The 22,163-nt window shown below is 61.4% G+C and carries 19 protein-coding genes; 8 read left to right on the forward strand and 11 right to left on the reverse strand.

All coding sequences use genetic code 11. The annotated features are described in order from the left end of the window. Positions 1 to 65: 65 nt before the first annotated feature. Both AC1RTP_RS26195 and AC1RTP_RS26200 read left to right on the forward strand, forming a co-directional pair. Positions 66 to 1,895, forward strand: a complete 1,830-nt coding sequence (locus tag AC1RTP_RS26195; RefSeq protein WP_498611575.1) for a GGDEF domain-containing protein — start codon at positions 66 to 68, stop codon at positions 1,893 to 1,895. A gap of 14 nt (positions 1,896 to 1,909) precedes the next feature. Further along, the gene (locus tag AC1RTP_RS26200) at positions 1,910 to 2,476 is read left to right on the forward strand and encodes a DUF5625 family protein (protein ID WP_498611576.1); all 567 of its coding nucleotides are present in this window, start codon (positions 1,910 to 1,912) and stop codon (positions 2,474 to 2,476) included. A gap of 5 nt (positions 2,477 to 2,481) precedes the next feature. Here AC1RTP_RS26200 and AC1RTP_RS26205 read toward each other — a convergent pair whose 3' ends face one another. The 4 genes from AC1RTP_RS26205 to AC1RTP_RS26220 form a co-directional block, all read right to left on the reverse strand. Continuing rightward, positions 2,482 to 3,426 (reverse strand): tetratricopeptide repeat protein, encoded by a 945-nt coding sequence (locus AC1RTP_RS26205; RefSeq protein WP_498611577.1) that lies wholly within the window; start codon positions 3,424 to 3,426, stop codon positions 2,482 to 2,484. A gap of 75 nt (positions 3,427 to 3,501) precedes the next feature. Then, on the reverse strand, positions 3,502 to 5,481 hold the full coding sequence (locus AC1RTP_RS26210; RefSeq protein WP_498611578.1) for a TonB-dependent receptor: 1,980 nt from the start codon (positions 5,479 to 5,481) through the stop codon (positions 3,502 to 3,504). Between the two features lie 81 nt (positions 5,482 to 5,562). Next, on the reverse strand, positions 5,563 to 5,913 hold the full coding sequence (locus AC1RTP_RS26215; RefSeq protein WP_498611579.1) for a hypothetical protein: 351 nt from the start codon (positions 5,911 to 5,913) through the stop codon (positions 5,563 to 5,565). A 19-nt stretch (positions 5,914 to 5,932) separates the two neighbouring features. After that, positions 5,933 to 7,183, reverse strand: coding sequence for an Hsp70 family protein (locus AC1RTP_RS26220; protein ID WP_498611580.1), 1,251 nt, complete (start codon positions 7,181 to 7,183; stop codon positions 5,933 to 5,935). Between the two features lie 144 nt (positions 7,184 to 7,327). Here AC1RTP_RS26220 and AC1RTP_RS26225 point away from each other — a divergent pair, with 144 nt between their 5' ends. After that, positions 7,328 to 8,419 (forward strand): LacI family DNA-binding transcriptional regulator, encoded by a 1,092-nt coding sequence (locus AC1RTP_RS26225; RefSeq protein ID WP_498611581.1) that lies wholly within the window; start codon positions 7,328 to 7,330, stop codon positions 8,417 to 8,419. A 113-nt stretch (positions 8,420 to 8,532) separates the two neighbouring features. Here the strand turns inward: AC1RTP_RS26225 and cphA are convergent, their stop codons facing one another. Together cphA and AC1RTP_RS26235 are read right to left on the reverse strand one after the other, a co-directional pair. Continuing rightward, positions 8,533 to 11,103 (reverse strand): cyanophycin synthetase, encoded by a 2,571-nt coding sequence (gene cphA, locus AC1RTP_RS26230; RefSeq protein ID WP_498611582.1) that lies wholly within the window; start codon positions 11,101 to 11,103, stop codon positions 8,533 to 8,535. 25 nt (positions 11,104 to 11,128) lie between these two features. Beyond that, positions 11,129 to 13,306 (reverse strand): cyanophycin synthetase, encoded by a 2,178-nt coding sequence (locus tag AC1RTP_RS26235; RefSeq protein ID WP_498611583.1) that lies wholly within the window; start codon positions 13,304 to 13,306, stop codon positions 11,129 to 11,131. 106 nt (positions 13,307 to 13,412) lie between these two features. Between AC1RTP_RS26235 and AC1RTP_RS26240 the strand changes: the two genes are divergently transcribed. The 5 genes from AC1RTP_RS26240 (at position 13,413) to AC1RTP_RS26260 (ending at position 17,443) form a co-directional block, all read left to right on the forward strand. Next, complete coding sequence (locus AC1RTP_RS26240) at positions 13,413 to 15,692, forward strand: cyanophycin metabolism-associated ABC transporter (RefSeq protein WP_498611584.1); 2,280 nt, start codon at positions 13,413 to 13,415, stop codon at positions 15,690 to 15,692. Next, positions 15,685 to 16,149 carry a cyanophycin metabolism-associated DUF1854 family protein gene (locus AC1RTP_RS26245; RefSeq protein WP_498611585.1) on the forward strand — a complete coding sequence of 155 codons (465 nt, stop codon included), beginning with the start codon at positions 15,685 to 15,687 and terminating at the stop codon, positions 16,147 to 16,149. Before AC1RTP_RS26240 ends, AC1RTP_RS26245 begins: the two co-directional genes overlap by 8 nt. Before the next feature lie 81 nt (positions 16,150 to 16,230). After that, entirely contained in the window at positions 16,231 to 16,617 is a 387-nt protein-coding gene (locus tag AC1RTP_RS26250; RefSeq protein ID WP_498611586.1) for a bacteriohemerythrin, read from the forward strand. Positions 16,618 to 16,662: 45 nt separating this feature from the next. After that, a complete protein-coding gene (locus AC1RTP_RS26255) occupies positions 16,663 to 17,115 on the forward strand; it encodes a MerR family transcriptional regulator (RefSeq protein ID WP_498611587.1) in 453 nt (150 codons plus the stop codon). After that, positions 17,066 to 17,443 (forward strand): carboxymuconolactone decarboxylase family protein, encoded by a 378-nt coding sequence (locus AC1RTP_RS26260; protein WP_498611588.1) that lies wholly within the window; start codon positions 17,066 to 17,068, stop codon positions 17,441 to 17,443. Before AC1RTP_RS26255 ends, AC1RTP_RS26260 begins: the two co-directional genes overlap by 50 nt. A 117-nt stretch (positions 17,444 to 17,560) precedes the next feature. Here the strand turns inward: AC1RTP_RS26260 and fnr are convergent, their stop codons facing one another. The 5 genes from fnr to AC1RTP_RS26285 all read right to left on the reverse strand — a co-directional run bounded on the left by fnr (position 17,561) and on the right by AC1RTP_RS26285 (position 22,067). Next, positions 17,561 to 18,337, reverse strand: a complete 777-nt coding sequence (gene fnr / locus AC1RTP_RS26265; protein ID WP_498611589.1) for a fumarate/nitrate reduction transcriptional regulator Fnr — start codon at positions 18,335 to 18,337, stop codon at positions 17,561 to 17,563. A gap of 101 nt (positions 18,338 to 18,438) precedes the next feature. Continuing rightward, positions 18,439 to 19,074: a response regulator transcription factor gene (locus AC1RTP_RS26270; protein WP_498611590.1), complete on the reverse strand. Its 636-nt coding sequence runs from the start codon at positions 19,072 to 19,074 to the stop codon at positions 18,439 to 18,441. Beyond that, positions 19,067 to 20,170: a sensor histidine kinase gene (locus AC1RTP_RS26275; RefSeq protein ID WP_498611591.1), complete on the reverse strand. Its 1,104-nt coding sequence runs from the start codon at positions 20,168 to 20,170 to the stop codon at positions 19,067 to 19,069. Before AC1RTP_RS26275 ends, AC1RTP_RS26270 begins: the two co-directional genes overlap by 8 nt. Further along, the gene (locus AC1RTP_RS26280) at positions 20,167 to 20,580 is read right to left on the reverse strand and encodes a response regulator (RefSeq protein WP_498611592.1); all 414 of its coding nucleotides are present in this window, start codon (positions 20,578 to 20,580) and stop codon (positions 20,167 to 20,169) included. Before AC1RTP_RS26280 ends, AC1RTP_RS26275 begins: the two co-directional genes overlap by 4 nt. Next, positions 20,577 to 22,067 carry a sensor histidine kinase gene (locus AC1RTP_RS26285; RefSeq protein ID WP_498611593.1) on the reverse strand — a complete coding sequence of 497 codons (1,491 nt, stop codon included), beginning with the start codon at positions 22,065 to 22,067 and terminating at the stop codon, positions 20,577 to 20,579. Before AC1RTP_RS26285 ends, AC1RTP_RS26280 begins: the two co-directional genes overlap by 4 nt. Positions 22,068 to 22,163 lie beyond the last annotated feature (96 nt).

The following is a 22,163-nucleotide window of genomic DNA, read 5'->3' on the forward strand; positions in this document are numbered from 1 at the left end:
CATTCATCATGCTGTCACATTTGCGGCACACAATGCGGCCGTTGACATCCAGCCCGAGCGCTAACGTGAGCTTACCTGCCGCCGCACTTCCGAACAATGTGACCTACCTGCGCCCGCACCCTGACGAACTGCTAGGCCAGCACCTGCTGGACATTATCCAGCGTCGCGACCTGCATGCGCTGTTCCAGCCCATCGTAGACATGCAAAGCGGCGTGATCATCGCTTACGAAGGCTTGATACGCGGGCCCTCCGACAGTCCGCTGCATTCTCCACTCAACCTGTTCCGCGTGGCGCGCGCAAACAACCTCTCACGCGAAGTTGAATACCTGTGCCGCCGCATCGTGCTTGAACGCTTTGCGGAGCTGCAGCTGCCCGGCAAGCTATTCCTGAACGTGAGCCCGGAATCGCTGGTGCGCCAACCAGATGGCACGCAAGGCGAGACGCTGGGGTATATCCACGAATTCGGCCTCAATCCCGCTAATGTCATCATCGAGCTGACTGAAAACCAGCCGACTTACGATTATGAGCTAATGCGCCAGGCGGTTCTGCACTACCGGGACATGGGATTCCAGATCGCGATCGATGATTTGGGTGAAGGCTTCTCCAGCCTGCGTCTCTGGTCCGAGCTGCGTCCGGAATTCGTCAAGATCGACATGCACTTCATCCAGGGTATCGAGCACGATCCGGTAAAGCTGCAATTCGTGCGCTCCATCCAGGAGATCGCCGACAAGTCGAACACCCTCGTCATCGCTGAAGGCATTGAAAAGGCGGCCGAGCTGCTGCTTCTGCGCGACCTCGGAGTGGCATACGGCCAGGGCTACCATCTCGGACGCCCGCACGTTCAACCGGCAAAGGCCCTGCCGGCGGAAGTGGTCAAGGTACTGGGCCGCAATGGCGTAGCGGTGTATCCGCAACGCGCTGCCGAGAGAAACGCCGTGAGTATCCGCAAGCTGCTGCACGACGTGGCCGCCGTGCCGCCGTCGATGTACAATAACGACGTCTATGAAATCTTCATGGCCGATCCCAAGCTGATGATCATCCCGGTGGTCGATGCCGGCCGCCCGCTTGGCCTGGTGTCGCGCTTCGACATGATCGACCATTTCGCGCGCCCTTACCAGCGTGAGTTATATGGCAAGAAACCATGCACTATTTTCATGGATGCCAAACCGATCATTGCCGATGTTGACACCAGCCTGCAGGAGCTCTCCTGCCGCATGGCGGAATCGGACGCGCACCACCTGTTCAATGGCTTCATCATCACGGAAGAAGGCCGTTATATCGGCATGGGCACCGGCCATGACCTGATGCGCGAAATCACGCAGATGCAGATCAACGCGGCGCGTTACGCCAATCCGCTGACCCAGTTGCCTGGCAATGTGCCGATCAACGAGCATATCGACCGCCTGCTGGAGAGCGATACCCGTTTCTGGGTTTGCTACGTCGACCTCGATCATTTCAAGCCCTTCAACGATGTCTATGGCTACCGGCGCGGCGACGATGTGATCCAGTTGACGGGGCATATCCTCGCCAAGCACGGCGACCGCAATCGCGATTTTGTCGGCCACATCGGCGGCGACGACTTTGTAATCCTGTTCCAGAGCGAGGACTGGGACACGCGTTGCCAGGCCGTGCTCGACGATTTTGCAAGCGCAATCACCGATTTCTACAGCAACGAAGACCGCGAACGCGGCGGCTATATCAGCGAAGACAGGCAGGGCAAAAAAGTCTTCTACTCATTGATGAGCTTGTCCGTTGGCGTGATCCGCGTCGAGCCGCGCCAGTACTACTCGCATCACCAGATTGCGGCCAGCGCAGCGGAAGCTAAAAAGCAGGCGAAAAAGATACATGGCAACAGTCTTTTCCTTGACCGCAGGTTACAAATGCCGGGAGCGTAGTCTATATTGAATGCATGAGCCCCTTCATCTACAGCATGTGCCAGAAACCCTTAGTCGGCTTGGCGATGGCGACGGTGGCACTGTGCGAATTCCCGCCGCTGATGAAGGATGCGCCGCTCAAACTCTCCGAAGCCGGCACCGTAGTTACTGCCGATGTGGAAGTCCCCGTAGACCTTAGCTATTCCCTGATGCTCGAAATGAGCAACCCGGCTGGCGACTCCCTGAGCAAGCAGGAAATTGCGATCATTGGCGATCGCCGCATGGAAGATTGCATGGAAGGCACTGACCTCGCCAAGCTGCCAAAGCAGGATCGCGCAAGCTATGGCAGGCCAATGGCATTCAAGGTCGAAGTGCGCCGCAAACCCGATAACACGGTGATCCATTCGCGGCTGGTCAATACGATGTGTGTGGCCAGCAAATGGGCCAACCAGCGCTCGCGCAGCCTTGCCCTGATTCCGCTGATGCGCGGCAGCTACAGCATCCGTGTCGAAAACGTCGATGCGCAAGCCGGGCTTGAACACCTTGCCAGCAATGTGGTGCTCACACCGGGTACCGATCGTCCGCTCACCGCACAGCGCTAACCCGTTCAACGCGGGCTGTTGCGCGCCTCAGGATCAAAATCAGCCGCATTGAGGAATTGCTCGTCCGGCAAAGCCATGTCGGCATGGCCGACGCGCAAGCCTTCCAGGTTATGCCTTGCCAGCGCATGGCCCTGTGCGGCAGCCCGCCGATACCAGCGCAGCGCCTCCACCGCATCACGCGACACGCCCTGCCCCGTTGCATACAGCACGCCCAGGTTGTTCTGGGCTGCCGCATCGCCCTTCTCCGCCGCGCTGCGATACCAGTGCACGGCTTGGGCCAGGTCGCGCTGAACGCCGTCGCCATTGGCGTATAAAACCGCCACGCTGAATTGCGCCTGGATCGAGCCGCCTTCCGCAGCGAGGATGTACCACATCATGGCTTGCGCGGCGTCGCGCGGCACGCCGGTGCCGTGGGCGAACATACTGCCCAACAGGCACTGTGCGTGGATCTCGCCGCGCACGGCAGCCTTGCGCAGCCAGGCTTGCGCCAGCTTGCAATTCGCGGCAACGCCACGCCCGTTCAGGTAGGCCTCGCCCAGGAGCGCCTGTGCGCTGGACACGCCCTGCTCCGCCGCGCGGCTGAACCAGCGCGCGGCCAATTCTTCATTGACGGCGACACCGCGTCCGCGGCGATACATCTGTCCAAGGTTTTGCTGTGCGGCGGGATCGCCCTGGCGTGCCGCGCGGCGGAACCAGTACAGGGCTTCCACGTCACTGCCGGCGATGCCAAGGCCCTTGTAGTACATCGCGCCCAGTTGATTTTGGGCGAAAGCCAGGCCTTGCAGGGCCGACATGCGCATCCAGCCGAATGCCTGGCGCGGATCCGCTTCGACTCCCAGGCCGTTTTTGTAAAGAAGCGCCAAGTTGAACTGGGCGTAGGGATCGCCCCGCTCGGCGGGGCCCAGAAACCACCGGAAGATGCGCTCCCGGTCAGCAAGACGTTTGCCCATCGCCGCCTCCCATACCCTAGATTGTTATCTAAAGTATAAGAAGCGTCTCCGGGCTACGTTTGATTTAGCGCAAACTCAGAACTTGGCGCGAACACCAAACACAAAGCTGCGGCCCGGCAGCGGCGATACATCCTTCAGCAGCGAAGTCGAAACGCGGATGTCTTCGTTCAGCAGGTTTTTCGCCAGCACGAACCAGGTCAGGTCCATATCGGCGAGCTTCTGCGTATACGACAGGTTCGCGCTGACCTGGTTGTACGAGCCGGTTGGCGCAGTTTCGAACGAAGCCAGGCGGTCCTGCGCTTGCGCGTGGATCCAGGTGGCGCCCGCGCGCCAGTTCGGGGTGCGGTAACCGATGGTGGCGCCGACGCGCGAAGCCGGCTGCAGCGGCAAGCTCCCTGCGTTCTTCAAGTCGCCATGCGAGGTGTCGGCGAACAAGCGGCCGTTCAGGCCCATGGCCAAGGGGTTGTACTCGATCTCCGCCTCGGCGCCGCGAATGGTGGCGTCGCCCTGGCTGAACACGCGCTGGCGGAAGCTGCCGCCATCAACGCCGTCTTCATCGACCAGGCGGCCGGTGATATGGCCGTAAATGAAGTCCGAGATGCTGTTACGGAACAGGTTCGCTTTCCAACGGATCAGGCCTGCGGTCTTTTGCAGCGAGAGTTCTACGTTACGCGAAGTCTCCTTTTGCAGGTTCGGGTCGCCCAGGTCATAGGTGATGGTCGCATCGTGCGGGCCGCCGGAGTACAGCTCTTCAGTCGATGGCGCACGCTGTGCACGCGACAGGGTCAGGCCGGTCGCATAGCCGGGCATGAACGACCACAGGGCGCCCAGCGCGCCGCTTTGCAGCGAGAACGAACGGTCCAGGCCGGAAATCGGTTCGCGCTTCACATGCTCCAGGCGCAGGCCGGCGTTCACACGCACAGGGCCCCATTCCTTTTCTTCGACCAGGAAACCGGCCGAGGAATTCGAACGCGTTACCGGCACGGTATCCGGGCCGCCCTGCGCGCTCAGGGCCGAGAAGTGCGTCAGCTCGGTCTGCACGCCAAAGGTCCCGTGCCAGCCGGAGATTGCTTTGTGCACTGCTTCGGCACGGGTTTCAACTGCGCGGTTCTTGAACTTCACTTCCGGCGCGCCGTCTTCGCCCAGTTCGGCGTGGCGGTAGTCTGTGTAACCGGCCTTGAACTTGGCCGACTCGATGCCCGGCAGAGGATTCTTGAACAGGCTGTCGAAGTCGTAGCGGATCTGGTGCTGGTCGATCGCCGAACCTTCTTCGGTCGGAATGCCGTATTTGTTGTCCAGGCTCGATACGGATGCGCCGACATAGCCCCAGCCGTCGATATAGGAACCGCCGAAGCCAGCGCCCTTTTCATGCGTGCCCGAATGCGGCAGGCGGCCGGAAGCGGAATCCGGGTCGCCTTCCACACGATTGCCCGGAATCTTGTAGTCGCCGGAACGGCGGGTGTTGGCATCCACGTGCAGTGCCAGCTTGCCGATCGCGCCGTCGATGGTGCCGGAGGTGGCCGTGCCATCATCCACGGTGCTGTAACGGGTTTCGGCCTGGCCGGTCAGCTTGGGTTCCAGCACGGGCGGAATGCGCTCGTTGACCACGTTCACCAGCCCGCCGATAGCACCTGAACCGTACATCAGCGAAGCCGGGCCGCGCAGGATTTCGATTTGATGCGCCACTGCGCCTTCTGCCGACACGGCGTGGTCATTGGACAGGCCGGAAACGTCGGAAACTGCCATGCCGTTTTCCAGCATCTTGACACGTGCGCCTTCCAGGCCGCGGATGATTGGGCGGGAAGAACCCGCGCCAAAAGCGGAAGTAGAAACACCCAGCTCCGACGACAACGTATCGCCGAGCGAATTGGACATCTTATCGCGCAGTTCATCGCCGGACAGCACTTTGGCCGGCACCAGGATTTGCTCCGTTTCGCCCTGGTGGAAAGGGTTTGCGGTCACAACGACCTTGGTGACTTCGCCATCATCGGCGTAGGAAATGGCGGATACGGCCGACAGGACAGCGCCTGCCAGCAGGGAGTACTTGAAATTCATAGTCAAACCTTCTGGATACGACAAACGTTAGCCGGCCATGGCGGATAGCCACGGCGGCAAATAAATCATGAAAACGTTGTGTCAGGCCAGGGGAGGTGCGCGGGAATCGTAGGCGCGTGCGGTACGCGCGCCGGTCAGCTGCAGCAAGGCGACGCCGGATTGCGGCGCGCTGTAGTCGACCGATGAGAAGCTGAAGCTTGGCGTGTGAATCGCCGAGGCCAGCGACGCGAAGGCTGCGCACTCGCTGCAATTGTGGTCAAGCGCCAGGCCGGCGCTAATACCATTGCCGTCAACATCGCTCGCTTGCTGCTGCTCGCTGCCGTGGCGGAAGTCAGACCAGTGCGAAACCGCGTGCGCCATCCCCATCTGCTGGGACAGTACCAGCAGCACGGCAAGCAAGACGTGCAGGAAATGGCGGTTTACGTTCTTCACGGCGGCTATTGTAAGCAGATTATGCAAACTTGCGCAATGCATCACGCGCCAGGCCGGCGCCGATACTGCCAAACAGGTCGCCCTCCACACGGCGCGCGCCCGGCACCAGGGCGGCGATCCGTTCGCGCAGCAGGCGCACGCCGCTGGAACCGCCGGTGAAGAAGATGGTGTCAACCTGGCTTGCCTGCACACCGGCATCAGCCAGCAGCTGGGTCACGGTGGCGCCGACGTTGGACACCAGCTGCTCGACCGCGACGTCGAAGCCGGCGCGCGTCACGTCCAGCAGCACCGGCGGTACGAAGCGATCGAGGTTCATCTGCACCTGGTCAGCGTCGGACAGGCCTATTTTGGCTTCTTCCACCTTGAGCGCCAGCCAGTGGCCCGCACGCTCCTCAATCAGGTGCTGGAGGCGTTCCAGCTTCGCCGGCTCGCGCGCGTCGCGGATCATTTCCGACAACTGGGCCTGCATCTTGCGCGTGTATGCCTGGTTGATGGTGTGCCAGGTCGCCAGGTTGAAGTAGTAGCTGGACGGCACCTCGGCGCCGCTCTGGAACTGGCTGCCGTAGCCAAGCATCGGCATCACGCTCGACAAGCTAAGGTATTTATCGAAGTCGGTACCGCCGATGTGCACACCGCCCGTGGCCAGGATATCGTCGACACGCTCCGCACGCGCCACGCGGTCCGGGCCCAGGCGCACCAGGGTAAAGTCAGACGTACCGCCGCCGATGTCGGCGATCAGGACCAGCTCTTCGCGGTCGATCTGCGATTCGTATTCAAACGCCGCGGCAATCGGCTCGTACTGAAAAGCCACGTTGCGGAAACCGACACTGCGCGCGATGTCGGCCAGGGTGTCTTCCGCCACCTGGTCGGCTGCCCTGTCGTCATCGATGAAATGCACCGGGCGGCCCATCACGACGCTTTCGAAGTGACGGCCGGCGGCGCTCTCCGCGCGGCGCTTCACTTCCCCGATGAACTGAGACAACAGCAAGCGGAATGGCAGCGCGCGGCCGCCGACTTCCGTCTGACCGTCGATCAGGCTGGTGCCCAGCAGGCTTTTCAGGGAGCGCATCAGGCGGCCTTCGCAGCCGGCCAGGTATTCGGCCAATGCGGCGCGGCCATAGCTGGTTTCCTCGTCGTCCGCATTGAAGAAGACCACGGACGGCAAGGTCATTTTGCCATCCTCAAGTTCCAGCATGATGGGATGGCCGGGACGCACCCATCCTACGGTGGAGTTGGAGGTGCCAAAGTCGATGCCGCAAGCCAATGTCATCTTTATTCATCCGAAAACCGAAAGGGGCGGAATTTTACCAGAGCTGGCGCGGCTTGGACACCACACATAACACGTGTAAACGTAGGGAAACTATTGCCATGTGGTAAGATTGGAGGTCTATTTTCAAAAACGCAAGCCGCATTCATGCGCCAAACCACGCCACAAGCAGCGATCAGCATTGCCGAGCAAAAGGCCATCATCCTCCAGGAGGGACGCCGCGTCACCTCCTATGATGTCGCGCTCGTGGCGGGCGTGTCGCAGTCTGCGGTGTCGCGCTGCTTCAAACCAGGCGCCAGCGTCTCCAAAAAGACGTATGAGCGCGTGATGAAGGCGGCTGAAGGGCTTGACTACATCCCGAATGCTGCGGCGCGCAGCCTGATTACGCGCCGTACCAATATCGTTGCGATTGTGGTGTCCCATTCCAGCATGCTGTACAACCCGGCCGCGCTGTCGGAGCTTAGCCAGCAGTTGAACCGCCGCGGCAAGCGCGCCCTGCTCTTCACCATGCAGCATGAGGGCGAGATCGAGCAGATCCTGACCGATGTCTGGCAGTTCCAGGTGGATGGCGTGATCGCCGCTTCCAAACTGACGCCGGCGCACGTCGAGGAGTTCAGGCGGCGCCAGGTGCCGCTGGTGGTGTTCAACCGCCACCTGCGCGACCTGGATGTGAATACGGTGCTGTGCGACCAGTTTGAGGCCAGCCGTGCGCTGGTGAGCCGCCTGGCGGCCGCGGGGCATCGCCAGTTCGCGCTGATCGGCGGGCCTGAATTGAACTCGGTGGCGCGCGAACGTTTGCGCGGTGCGCTGGACCGGATCACTGAACTAGGCTTGCCGGAAGCGCCGGTGTTCTACGGCTGCTTTGATTACGCCAGCGGCGTGGCCGGCCTCCATGAATTGATCGCTCGCATTGGTGCCGTGCCGGATGCTGTCATTTGCGGGAATGATGCGATGGCGATGGGGTGCGTGGATGCCGCGCGCCAGCATTTGCATATCGATGTGCCGTCGCAAATGTCGGTCGTGGGGTGCGATGCCGTGGAAGGGTCGCAGTGGCTTAGCTATGAGCTGACTACCCTGCGCCAGCCGCTGCACAAGATGGCGATTGCGACTGCGGATTTGATGTGCGGCTTGATTGAGGCTGAAGGCTTGGTTGAGGCGGAGAAGCGGGTGTTTGCGGCGCAGTTTGTGGAGGGGGAGACTGCCCGCTTGCAGGCGCCACGGGCTGTGTTGGTTGCCTGAAAACCGGTAACCCGATGTCTGACCCGCAGGGTCAGACACCTGCAGCTCGACGGCCGCTGATCTGATGATGTCTGACCCTGCGGGTCAGACACTGGTTTACCGGTTTTGACGGTTTAACCGGCCGCGATACGGTTCGCAATGTGACGCAGCGACTCCTCCACCTGATCCACCAGAATCAGGCAAAGATCACCTTCCTTCAACCGATCCATCGCCGTATCAATCGCAATAAACTCGCCGGTAATCGTGTCGATCTGCTTGGTGCGGGTAGCGCCTTCCAGGCCCTGGCGCAGCAGGCCGACCACTTCGCCATCTGCACGGCCACGCTGGCAAGCATCCTGGTACAGGACAACGTCATCGAACGCCTTGCCCAGGATCTCGGTCTGTTCGCGAATATCCTGGTCGCGGCGGTCGCCGGCGCCGGATATCACCACCGAACGGCGATTCGCAGGCATTGCATCGACCGCCTTGACCAAAGCCAGCATCGCATCCGGATTGTGGCCATAGTCGGCAATCACAGTCGCGCCGCGGTATTTGAAGATATTGAAACGGCCAGGTGCATTGTGGCTGTCGGTGGTAAAGGTCAGCAAGCCGCGGCGGATCGAATCCCAGTCGGTGCCGGCCGCCCAAGCCGCAGCCACTGCCGCCATGGTGTTCTCCACCTGGAAGCCGATGGTGCCGCCGAAGGTGATCGGTACGTCCGCCAGCGAAATACGCTGCTCGCTCTTGCCTTCCACAGCCACCAGCTGGTTATTTTCCACGTACACGGTGCGCTTGCCCTGCGCCAGATGCGTCGCCACAACCGGATGGTAGCGGTCCGCGCCGAAGAAGATCACCTTGCCTTTGCACTTGGCTGCCATCGCAGCCACGATCGGGTCAGTCGCGTTCAGCACAGCATAGCCCTGCGCATCCACGTTCATCACGATCACGCGCTTCAGTACAGCCAGGTCTTCCACAGTGGTGATGTAGTTCAGGCCCAGGTGGTCGCCTGCGCCGATATTGGTCACCACGGCCACTTTGCAGCGGTCGTAGGCCAGGCCTTCGCGCAGGATGCCGCCGCGGGCGGTCTCGAACACGGCAGCATCCACGTCAGGATGCTGAAGCACATTGCGCGCCGAACGCGGGCCGGAGCAGTCGCCGGAGTCAATCTGGCGGCCGTTGACGTAGACGCCGTCGGTGTTGGTCATGCCCACGCGCAGGCCGGAGGCCGCGACCAGATGCGCGGTCAGGCGCACCGTGGTTGTCTTGCCGTTGGTGCCGGTGACCGCGATCACAGGGATGCGGCCATCGTCGCCTTCTGGGAACATGGCGTTGACAATCGCCTCACCGATCGGACGGCCCTTGCCGTATGACGGCGACAGGTGCATACGCAGGCCAGGCGCGGCATTCACTTCCACCACGCCGCCATTCTGTTCTTCGATAGGACGCAGCACGGAATCGCACACCACGTCAACGCCGCAGATATCCAGGCCGATCATCTGCGCCGCTTCCACCGCGCGCGCAGCCACTTCCGGGTGCACGTCGTCGGTCACGTCGGTAGCAGAGCCGCCGGTCGACAGGTTGGCGTTATTACGCAGCACGACGCGCTGGCCGATTGGCGGCACGGAATCCGCTGCCAGGCCTTGCAGCGCCAGGCGCGCCAGGGCGATATCGTCGAAACGGATCTTGGTCAGCGCAGTGCCGTGGCCAGTGCCGCGACGCGGGTCGGCGTTGACGATGTCCACCAGTTCACGCACCGAGTGCACGCCGTCCCCCACCACGTGTGGAGGATCGCGGCGCGCAGCGGCGATCAGCTTGTTGCCGATCACCAGCAGGCGGAAGTCATGGCCTGCCAGGAAGCGCTCGACCATGATGTCGTCGCGGAACTCCTTGGCGGCGTTGTAGGCGGCAATAGTCTGCTCGCGGGTGGTGATGTTCACCGTTACGCCCTTGCCCTGGTTGCCGTCCTTAGGTTTCACCACGACAGGCAGGCCGATTTCCAACGCTGCTTTCCATGCGTCTTCCGCGTTCTCAGCGGTGCGGCCGGTAGGCACCGGCACGCCGGCGGCGTCCAGCAATTTCTTGGTCAGTTCCTTGTCTTGCGCAATGGTTTCGGCGATCGCGCTCGTGGTGTCCATTTCAGCTGCCTGGATGCGGCGCTGCTTGGAACCCCAGCCGAAGCTGACCATCGAGCCTTCGGTCATGCGGCGGAACGGGATCTTGCGCGCCACGGCGGCGTGCACGATGGAGCCGGTCGATGGGCCCAGGCGCACGTCTTCATCCAGTTCATGCAGTTCGTGCAGCGCAGCGGCCAGGTCGAACGGGGTGTCGTCAACGGCAGCCTTGATCAGCTTTTCAGCCCATTCCACAGCCAGGCGGCCAACGGCTTCTTCGGTGTACTCAACCACCATCTGGTAGATGCCGTCTTCCAGCGTCTGGGTGGTGCGGCTGAAGGTCACCGGGCAGCCGGCTTCGGCCTGCAGACCAAGGGCCGCCAGCTCCAGCACGTGCGCCATCGGGATAGTGTCGGCGTGGCCGTCCGGCTGCAGCTGCGCCAGGCGCGGGAAGCGGGTGCGCAAGCGCACTTCGAAACCAGGGATCTTGTCGACGGAGCGTTCTTCCGGCGAGCAGGAGACGATGGCTTCAACAGCCGTATGGTGGCTCCACAGATTTGGGCCGCGCAGGGCGCGGAGGCGAATAACTTCCATTCCTGGTAATCCTGTCTAATCCAGATTAATTTTTCTTAGTATTCCACTCGAAGGTGCGCAGCGCAGCACCGATCAGGTCCGGCGACAGGCCCATGGCCCAGCCGGCGCCAATCGCAGCCAGCACTGCTTCCTTGCGATCCTCTTCGCTCGCCGGCAAGCAGGACGGAGGCAGTACTGCCAATTCGTCGCGGCCCGCAGCCATGACGAAACCGCCATCGCGCAGGAACACCGCGCGGCCGCCATCCTGGCGGTGCGAGTCGATTGCGGGCACGTGTTCGTCGGTCCCGTAAAAGATCACGTCGCCGTCGCACAATTCAGCCATTTCGACCACTTGCGCGTCGGACGCGTTCAGCACGGCAGCGCCTTCCGGCAGCACCACGTCAACCTGGGTACGCAGCACGCCGTACATCTGTTCCGGAGTATTGATGTAGAACTCGCCCAGGTCCTCATGGCCGGCGGCGTCGGTCACCACGCCCACCGTGCATTTATCGTAGGAGAAGCCTTCGCTCAGGATCATGCGGCCGCAGTTGGCGAAGACCGCAGCTTCCACGTTCTTGTTCAGCAGCAGGCGTTCGCCCGATTCCCATTCGGTCAGAGGACCGCGCGCCACATTACGGCCGTTCAGGTACACGCCCTGTTCGGTCGCGGTGCCGACATAGCGGCCACTCATTTGCAGCAGCCAGCCGATCAGGCGAGCAATCAGCGCGTTCTGGCGGCTGCCAGCCACGCCCACGATTGGAATGCGGCCATCGTCTTCTTCAGCGAACAGCTGGTCGCAGATGGCGTGGCCAACCGGACGCGCAGCGCCGCCGGCGGCCGGCTTCAAATGGGCCAGCAGGCCAGGGCTTGCGTTCACTTCGATGATGGCGCCGCCCTGCTCTTCCAGCGGCTTGGAGATGTCGGCGGCAACCAGGTCGATGCCGGCGATGTCCAGGCCAATGGTGCGTGCAGCCAGTGCCGCCATTTCGGCGACAGCCGGGTGGACCAGGTCGGTCACGTCGTTGGCGACGTTGCCATTCAGCTGGATCAGCACCTTGCGGCCGGCATCGGCCACGGAGTCCGGGGTCAGGCCCTGACGCTTCAGGTCCAGCAGCACTTCTTCCGATTCGCGCGGCTGCACGATATTCAGCGGGAATTCTTCAGTGGTGCCACGGCGCGGATCGGTGTTGATCTGGGTGTCCACCAGTTCCTGCACGGTGGATTTGCCGTCGCCGGTCACCCACAGCGATTCGCCCATGGAGGCTGCCACCATGCGGCGGCCCACTACCAGCAAGCGGTGCTCGTTACCGACGATGAATTTCTCAACGATGACGCTCTTGCTGCCGCCACGCGCGACTGCGATGTCGTACGCAGCGCGCACGTCGGCTTCGGTCACCAGGTTCAGCGACACGCCGCGGCCATGGTTGCCGTCGTACGGCTTGACGGCGACCGGCAGGCCGATATCCTGTGCCTCTTCCCAGGCCTCGTCAGCACTCTTGACCAGGGTGCCTTCCGGTACCGGCACGCCGACGGACTTCAGCATGTCCTTGGTCATGTCCTTGTCGGACGCAATGCCTTCGGCGATTGCGGAGGTGTTGTCGGTTTCCGCGGTCCAGATACGGCGCTGGCGCGCGCCGTGTCCCAGTTGCACCAGGTTGCCGTCAGTCAGTCGGATATACGGGATCTTGCGGTCGGTCGCTGCGTCCACGATGGAGCCGGTCGATGGGCCCAGGCACAGCGACTCCACCATCGAGGTCAGTTTAGCAACGGTGGCAGCCAGGTCGTATGGCGTATCGTCGATGGCAGCCATCAGCAGGTCTTTGCCGGCGGCCAGTGCGGCGCGGCCAACCTGTTCCTGGCGGGTGCGGAATGCCATTTTGTAAATACCGCTGCCTTCGGCGGTCTGGCGGGTCTTGCCAAAGCCGGTACGCATGCCGGCCAGGTTTTGCAATTCGAGTACGACGTGTTCGAGGATGTGGCCGGCATAGGTGCCGTCGCGCAGGCGCTCGAGGAAGCCGCCGCGTTCACCGACGCCGCAGCGATGCTCGACCAGGCCTGGCAGGAAGGCGATCAAGCGTTCATAAAATCCGGGGAGTTGATTCGAGGGGTAATTTTCAAGCTCGCCGATATCCAGCCAGGCTTCAATCACCGGGCGATAGGTCCAGATGTTCGGTCCGCGAAGGTGTGTCACACGGAGAAAATCAATATCTTTCTTTTTTGTCATGTTTTAGCTCTTGTACCTCTTGCGGTATACTCCGCCCGTCCTTCTATTTTCCCACTGTTTCGCAATTCTTGCCACTTGGCAAAGAGATGCCGGAGTCTGATCCACAATGATAACAAACCAACTTTCCTCTGAGCTGAGCCTGACAGAACTTCCCGACAGGTGGCGCACAGAGTTACCGGCGCTTGCACCTGATGAAAACGTACTCAGCGCCCTGGAGGTTGACCTAGACTCCCAGCTTCACTTCCGCAAAGGCCTGGTGCTCCTCACGGAGCGCCGCATTATGGCACGCGCACCCGGTGAAACGGTATGGCAAGATTGGACTTATCGTCGTGGCATGTCTCTAAAACTGCACGATCATGCAGGTGTCGGCCACCTGGAGCTGGTGGACGAGACCCAGCGCCTGGCCGCCTGGCGCTTCACGCTTGGCCAGAACCTGCTGGCGATCCGCCTGTCCGAGAACTTCCCGCGCCTGCTGGAAGCCCACGTTTTCGGCAAGCCGCTGCAACATATTGAACAGAATTCCTGCCCTACCTGCAAGGCCCCGCTGGAGCCGGACCAGGAAGAATGCCCAGTCTGCACCAAAGTGGTCCACACCCCGCCATCGACCTGGACCCTGTTCCGCCTGTGGCGCTTTGCCAAGCCGTATCAATGGCAATTGGCGCTCGGCTTTGCGATGATGCTGCTCTCCACTGGCGCGCACCTGATCCCGCCTTACATCATCATGCCGCTGACGGACAATGTCCTGATCCCTTACCAAAGCGGCAAGCCTGTTGAACACATGCTGGTGGTGCAGTACATGGCCGCCCTGACCGGCGCCGCAGTGCTGGCCTGGGTCTTTGGCTGGGCCAAAACCTATGTGCTGGCACTGGTGTCGGAGCGTATCGGCGCCGACCTGCGTACCACGACGTATGAACACTTGCTGCGCATGTCGCTTGAATACTTCGGCGGCAAACGCACCGGCGACCTGATGTCCCGTATCGGCTCGGAATCCGACCGTATCTGCGTTTTCCTGTCGCTGCACTTGCTGGACTTCGCGTCCGATGTCCTGATGATCGTCATGACGGGCGTGATCCTGTTCTCGATCGATCCCTGGCTGGCCATTGCGACCCTGCTGCCGCTGCCTTTCATCGCCTGGATGATCCACCTGGTGCGCGACAAACTGCGTACCGGCTTTGAAAAGATCGACCGCGTTTGGGGCGAAGTGACCAATGTGCTGGCCGATACCATTCCCGGCATTCGCGTTGTGAAGGCCTTTGCGCAGGAAACACGTGAAGCGAACCGTTTCCGTACCGCGAATAAACACAACCTGGCCGTCAACGATAAGCTGAACAAAGTATGGTCGCTGTTCTCGCCAACCGTGTCGTTCCTGACCGAACTGGGCATCCTGGTAATCTATGTGTTCGGCATCTGGCTGATTTCGAAGCACAACATCACCGTCGGCGTCCTGAGTTCCTTTGTCCTGTATGCCAACCGCTTCTACGGCAAGCTGGATTCCATGAGCCGCATCGTGTCCGTGACGCAGAAGTCCGCCTCGGCCGCCAAGCGTATCTTCGACATCCTGGACCACGTATCGAGCGTGCCGGATCCGGCACAGCCGGCAAAGGTCGAGAAAGTCCGCGGCGACATCACCTTGCGTGAAGTTGGCTTCCGCTACGGTAACCGCGCGGTCAACCGCGGCGTGAACCTGGAGATCAAGGCTGGCGAAATGATTGGCCTGGTGGGCCATTCGGGCTCGGGCAAATCGACCCTGGTCAACCTGATCTGCCGCTTCTACGACGTGGCCGAAGGCGCGATTCTGCTGGACGGCGTCGACATCCGTAACTTCGCGGTCTCCGACTACCGCCGCAATATTGGCCTGGTACTGCAAGAGCCCTTCCTGTTCTTCGGCACGATTGCCGAGAACATCGCTTACGGCAAGCCGGATGCGACCCGTGAAGAGATCATGAAGGCAGCCCGCGCTGCGCACGCCCACGACTTCATCCTGCGCCTGCCGCAAGGTTACGATTCCATGGTCGGTGAACGCGGCCAAGGCCTGTCCGGTGGTGAGCGCCAGCGTATTTCGATTGCACGCGCACTTCTGATCGACCCGCGCATCCTGATTCTGGACGAAGCCACCGCGTCGGTCGACTCGGAAACCGAAAAAGAAATCCAGAAAGCGTTGGACAACCTGGTCGCCGGCCGTACCACGATCGCCATTGCGCACCGCCTGTCCACGCTGCAGCGCGCCAATCGCCTGGTGGTGATGGACCGCGGCAAGGTGGTCGAAGAAGGCCCGCACGAAGAGCTGATGGCCAAGGAAGGCGCCTACTTCCGCCTCTACCAGGCGCAGGCACGTAACGTCGATACCGACATGGATGACAAAGCAAAGAGCCGTGAAGATGATTAATTTTACTTTGAGCCGCGACAGTTTCGGCAAGCTGAACCTGATCGACGCCAACGGCGTTCTGCACGAAAGCGTGTCCCCTGTGCGCGCCTTCCCTATCCAGGCCCCGGAAGAAGGCCTGTCGCTGGTCAATACCGACGGCAAGGAAGTGGCCTGGCTGGACCGCATTTCCGACCTGTCGCCGGAAATGGCCGACGTGGTGCGCGAAGAGCTGGCTGGCCGTGAGTTCATGCCCGAGATCAAACGCATCGTCGACGTCGGCAGCTACGCCTGCCCATCCACCTGGAAGGTCGAGACCGACCGCGGCGAGACCGAATTCGTCCTGCGCGGCGAAGAAGACATCCGCCGCATCGGCAGCGTGTCGCTGCTGGTGTCGGACAGCCACGGCATCCATTTCCTGATCCGCGACCAGTACACGCTGGACAAGCACAGCAAGAAGATCCTCGACCGCTTCATGTAACACCCCCGAAAATTGACCTGGATCATGTGCCGTCCTGTTTCCGGACGGCACAATTAGCGCTCCCCAATATGGAGCGCTACCATGGATTCCATCGTCTTCGGCCCCGACCTGGCATTAGGCATTCCCGAACTCGACCAATCGCACCGCATCGTTTTCGACATGCTCGACGCAATGGAAAATATGCCGCGTCCAGCCTTCGACGAGGCCTGCCGCGAACTCGCGAAAGAGTTCATCGAACACCTTCGGGCGGAAAACGGCCTGATGGAGCGCATCGCCTATCCTGCGGCCCAGGCGCACCGTGCCGCCCACGGCAACCTGCTGGAACGCATCTCCCGCGTCCTGCGCCTGCTGCGCGACGACGACGAAACCACCGCCCGCCAGATCATCAGCACGCTACCGGACTGGATCGAAGCCCACATCAACACCATGGACCTGGCGCTGGCGGTTGCAGCATCTCGCCTGGCGTAATAAAGTGATTGACTTAGAGCGCGCTCGAACTTCTAAGATCACCCCATGGAATCCCATCTGAGCATAGAGGAAGTCGCCAAACGCACCGGCCTTACCGCCCACACGCTGCGCTATTACGAGCGTATCGGCCTGATCGCCCCGGTTGGCCGCGCGGCTGGCGGCCAGCGGCGCTATGCGGCCTCCGACCTTGCCTGGATCGAATTCCTGCTGCGTCTGCGAGCCACGCATATGCCAATCGGCAAAATGCAGGCTTTCGCAAAACTACGTGGCGCTGGGGACTCCACGGCCGGCGAACGGCGCCAGATGCTGGAGCAGCATTTGGAGGACGTGCTCGCGGAAATCGAAACGTTGCGGCAATCGGCCGCCACGCTGCAGTGGAAAGTCGAGCATTACCGCTCTTTGGAGCAGTCCCTGGCGTCAGGTTCAACCACTAATGGAGGAATTGCTGATGACCACCAACCCAAACCGTTACGAGCGCGGACTCGAAAAACTGCGTGAGATCGATGGCGAGATCGGAGAACGCGTTGTAGCAAGCCTGGCCGAGATCGCGCCGGATTTTGCCCGCTACCTGATCGAATTCCCGTTCGGCGACATCTATTCCCGCCCCGGCCTCGACCTGAGAAGCCGTGAAATCGCGGTTGTCGCCGCGCTAACGGCAATGGGCAATGCAACGCCCCAGCTCAAAGTCCACATCCAGGCTGCGCTCAACGTCGGCGTGACGCGTGACGAAGTCGTGGAAACCATCATGCAGATGGCCGTCTACGCCGGCTTCCCGGCCGCCCTGAACGGCCTGATGGCCGCCAAAGAAGTCTTCGCGCTGCAATAAAGAAGTTCTTCACGAAATACCGGGAACTATGGGCTCGCTATTCCGTGAAGAACCATAAAAAAGGGGCAGCTGAGCTGCCCCATACACCCCCTACAGGTGAGAAAGCTGGTTCGTGGATCAGGCGACGGCCGCGTATTCTTGCGCCATGCCGCCGGAAGACATGACTTCCAGCTTGTTGCGGTCGATGATGCGCAGGTCGCGGTTATTCAGGACGATCGAGCCATCCTGGCGCAGGCGGGCCAGTTGGCGGCTGACGCTTTCCACGGTCAGGCCGAGGTAGCCGCCGATATCTTCACGCGACATGCGCAGCTGGAAACTGGTCGAGGAGTAGCCACGCTGGGCATAACGGCCCGCGAGGTTGAGCAGGAACATGGCCAGGCGCTGCTCGGCGCGCATATGGCTCAGGAACAGCATTACAGACTGCTCGCGCTGGATTTCGCGGCTCATGGTGCGGTGGAATTGCTGCAGCAGGCCCGGGATCTGCATCACTAATTCTTGCAGGCGGCTGAAAGGGATTTCGCACACTTCGCTATCTTCCAGCGCCACAGCATTGCAGGAATGCTGGCCGTTACCGATCGCTTCCATGCCCAGCAGGTCGCCGGCCATGTGGAAGCCGCCAATCGTCTGTTCGCCGCGCTGATTCACCTGGACGGTCTTGAAGTGGCCAAAACGCACAGCGTACAGGCTGTGGAAGCTGTCGCCGGTCTGGTACAGCGGCTCGTCGCGCCCCACGCGGCGGCGGCGTGCGATGATCTGGTCAAGGCGGGCGACATCGTCTTCGGCCAGGCCTTGCGGCAGGCACAGTCGATTGAAACTGCACAGCGAGCATTTTGCAGCGACTGGTGCGCAGGATTTGGTGGCGTTTGCAGGGGTGATTGGGATGACCGGGCTCATGATGCTGCTCCTTGTTTTCGATGGGAGAAGTATCTCCCTCGGCATCATTTCCCGGTATCAAGCATCCTGTGTAGTTGTTGTAGTGGATCCCCTACAAGGCATCAGATCAGTCCATGCTCCAGAGCGTAGCGCGTCAGCTCAGCATTGCTGGACATGCCCATTTTCTCGAGGATGCGGCTGCGGTAGGTGGTCACCGTGTTCGGGCTTAAATGTAGTTTTTCCCCTATGCGAACCAGCGACTCGCCTTGGGCGATAAGCTTGAAAACTTCCAGCTCACGGTTCGAAAGCTCCTCGTGGTCGCCGCTTGGGCCGCCCCCAACCAGGGTTGCCAATTTTTCAAGCAGAGCCGGGCTGACATGCTTGCCGCCGGATGCCGCCTTGCGCACGGCCTCGATCAGGGTCGAGGTCGGGGCATCCTTGGTCAGGTAGCCGGAGGCGCCTGACTTAAGCGCCCGCACGGCGTAAATCTCTTCCGAATAGGTGCTGAGCACCAGCACCGCCATGCGCGGGTATTCGCTGCGCAGGCATTTCAGCAAATCCAGTCCATTCTTGCCCGGCATTTTGATGTCGACCAAAGCGACGTCGAAACTCCGCTCAGCCGCACGTTCCATGGCTTCCACGGCGTTGCCGGCTTCGCCCTCCACGCTGATATCGGTCGCCGTGCCCAGCATCAGGCGCACGCCGTTGCGCGCGATAGCGTGGTCGTCGACCAGCAATACGGTGATCTTGTCACCCATTTTTATCCTCCAAAGGCAGGCGCAGTTGCAGGGTCGTACCCTGCCCCGCCTTGCCGCTGATATTCAGCTCGCCGGCGAAGCGGCGCGTGCGTTCGTGCATCCCGAACAGGCCCCACGATTCGCGGTCGGACAGGCCGGCGCTCTCGATGCCTTTGCCATTGTCTTCGACTCGCAGCACGACACAGTCGCCATCACGGTCCACAATCAAGCGCGCTTCGCTCGCTTCGGCATGGCGCACGACATTGGTCAGCGCCTCCTGGGCTACGCGGAACAGCATGGTGCTACGTTCGGCATCGAGTTCCAGAGCCATTGCAGCGGGCGTGATGTTGCAGCTGCACTGCAACCCGCTGCGCTGGGCCACCTGCTCCGAGTACCACTCCAATGCGGGCCAGATGCCCAGTTGGTCAAGGACGCTGGGGCGCAGGTCGGTGATCACGCGGCGCACGGTTTCAATCGCGTCCTGCGCCAGCTTGGCGGCGTCGTTCAAAAGCGGGTCGGACTGTTCTCCGCCGCGCTCGATCGCCACCGAGATATAGGCCTTGATGCCGGTCAGCAGGCCACCCAGTTCATCGTGGATTTCCTGGGCAATGCGGGTGCGTTCGTGTTCTTTCAGTTTTTCCTGGTAGGCGGCCAGCTCGCGCAGCTCTTTCTGCGACTGGCGCAGCACACGCTCGGCCTGCAGCTTCTCATCGATCAGGCGCTGTTCACGCAACAGGCGGTCAATGGCACCGGCAAGGAAATCCAGGTAGCGGCCATCGCTGTCCTTGACCAGGTAGTCGCGCGCACCACGCCGCATGGCTTCCGCCGCTACGGTGGCGCTGTCGGCGCCGGTCAGCATCATCACGGGCATAGTGGGCTGAGGTTCGCCCTGGTCGGCGGCCAGGCGAGCCAGGAATTCCAGGCCAGTCAGGTCCGGCAAGTGGTAGTCGAGCAGGATGCAGTCGGGCTTTTCGCGCAGCGCGATATCAAGACCATCCTGGCCGCTTTCCGCTTCGAGCAGCTCGCAGCTGAAGCCCGGCGCCTGCGCAAAGGCGCGGCGGCAAGCGATGCGGTCAACAATATCGTCCTCGACGATCAGGACCCTTACCGTACTCATGGCAGCTCGCTGATGGTCCAGTACAGGTTAATCGAGCGCACCACCTCAACGAACTGGCGGTAGTCGACGGGCTTGGTCATGTAGCCGGCCACGCCGAGGTCGAAGCTTCGCATCTTGTCCTGCTGCTCCTCGGATGTGGTCAGCACTACGACAGGAATGCGTCGCAGGTTTGGATCCTGCTTAATGTTTTGCAGGAACTCGATGCCGTTCATGATCGGCATATTCAGGTCCAGCAGGATGATGCAAGGCTGCTCGCTGCCTGGTTCGCGGAGGTATTCCAGTGCTGCTTCGCCGTTCTCAGTCGATACGACACGATTGCCCACGTGGACTTCTTTAAGTGCGCGCATGATGGTCATGACATCGACCTGATCGTCTTCAACCAGCAGGATTGGCTTGCTCGTATTATTCATTCCTTGTTCTTTCTTTTCTTTGGCAGGGTGAAATAGAAAGTGGTGCCTTTGCCCAACTCGGACTCCAGCCACACCCTGCCCTGGTACATTTCAACAATCTTTTTCACTAATGCCAGGCCGACGCCAGTGCTCTCGACCCGGTCGCGCGGCGCCAGCGTCTGGAACAGCTGGAAAATGCGTTCGAAGTGGCGTTCGGCGACGCCTGGGCCGTTGTCGGTCACGTGGAAGCGCCATTGGTCGCCTTCATCGGTCCAACCCACCGCGACCTCGCCCTGTGGCTTGTCCATGTATTTGACTGCGTTCGATACCAGGTTGTGGAACAGCTGCTGGATACGCGTCGGTTCGCCGACCACGGTCGGCATGCCGGGCATGACGGTGACCTTGATATTTTCCGGCGGCGCCAGCAAATCCACCACTTCCGCCACGAGCTGGTCCAGCTTGACCGGTACGGCCGCTTCCTTGATGCGGCCAACGCGTGAGTACTGCAGGATGCCGTCGATCAGGGCGCCCATACGGTGCACACGGTTGATCAGCAGGCGCATGTGCTCCTTGCCTTCGTCGTTGAATTTGTCGCTGTAGTCGTGGGCCAGCCAGTCGGCCAGCGAGCCGATGCCGCGCAGCGGCGCCTTCAGGTCATGCGAAACGACGTAGGCGAAATTGGTCAGTTCTTCGTTGGCGCTGGTCAGCTCCTGCAGCAGTTGCTGGGCCTTTTCTTCAGCGTGTTTGCGCTCCGTGATGTCGCGCACCAGGCCGGTGAACATGCGGCGCCCGCCCAGCCACATCTCGGTCACGGCCAAATCCATCGGGAACAGGCTGCCATCGCGGCGCTGGCCCTGGACTTCGCGACCTTTGCCGATGATGCGCTTTTCGCCCGTCGTCAGGTAATGATGCAAATAGCCATCGTGCGCTTCGCGGTGCGGCGCGGGCATCAGGATCTTGACGTTCTTGCCCACGACTTCGGCTTCGGGATAGCCAAACATGCGCTCGGCCGCCGGGTTTACGCGGTCAATCGTGCCGCGTTCGTCGATGGTAATGATGGCGTCTACCGCCGTCTCGAAGATGGCGCGCATGCGCGCTTCGCTCTCCTGCAGCGCGCGCTCGGCTTGCTTACGGGCGCTGATGTCGTGGATGGTCGCCATCACCATCGGCTGCATATCATTGTCAGGCAGCGGCGACAGGCTTACTTCGACCGGGAATTCGGTACCGTCCTTGCGGGTGGCGAAAAGTTCGACCCCTGCGCCCATGGCGCGCGGGTGCGGGCGCTCGAAGTAGCTGCCACGCAGGCCGACGTGGCCGTGGCGGAAGCGCTCCGGGATCAGGGCCTCCAGTGATTTGCCTTGCAATTCGCCGGGACCGTATCCGAACAGGGTTTCAAGGGCTGGATTGACCAGGACCAGTTGGCCGTCCTTGTCGATGATCAGCATTGCATCTGTGGCCGATGCCAGCAGCCACTGCAGGCTGCGTTCCGCAATCGTTGAATGGGTCAAGGCCGGGTCCTGTCGGTTGTCAAATCCTGTCATCCTATGATTGTAGCGCCCCCGTGGGCAAGTGGCCAAACTGGGGCTTTCCTGTATATCTTGACC

The organism is Pseudoduganella sp. GW821-FHT11H04 (assembly GCF_058807935.1).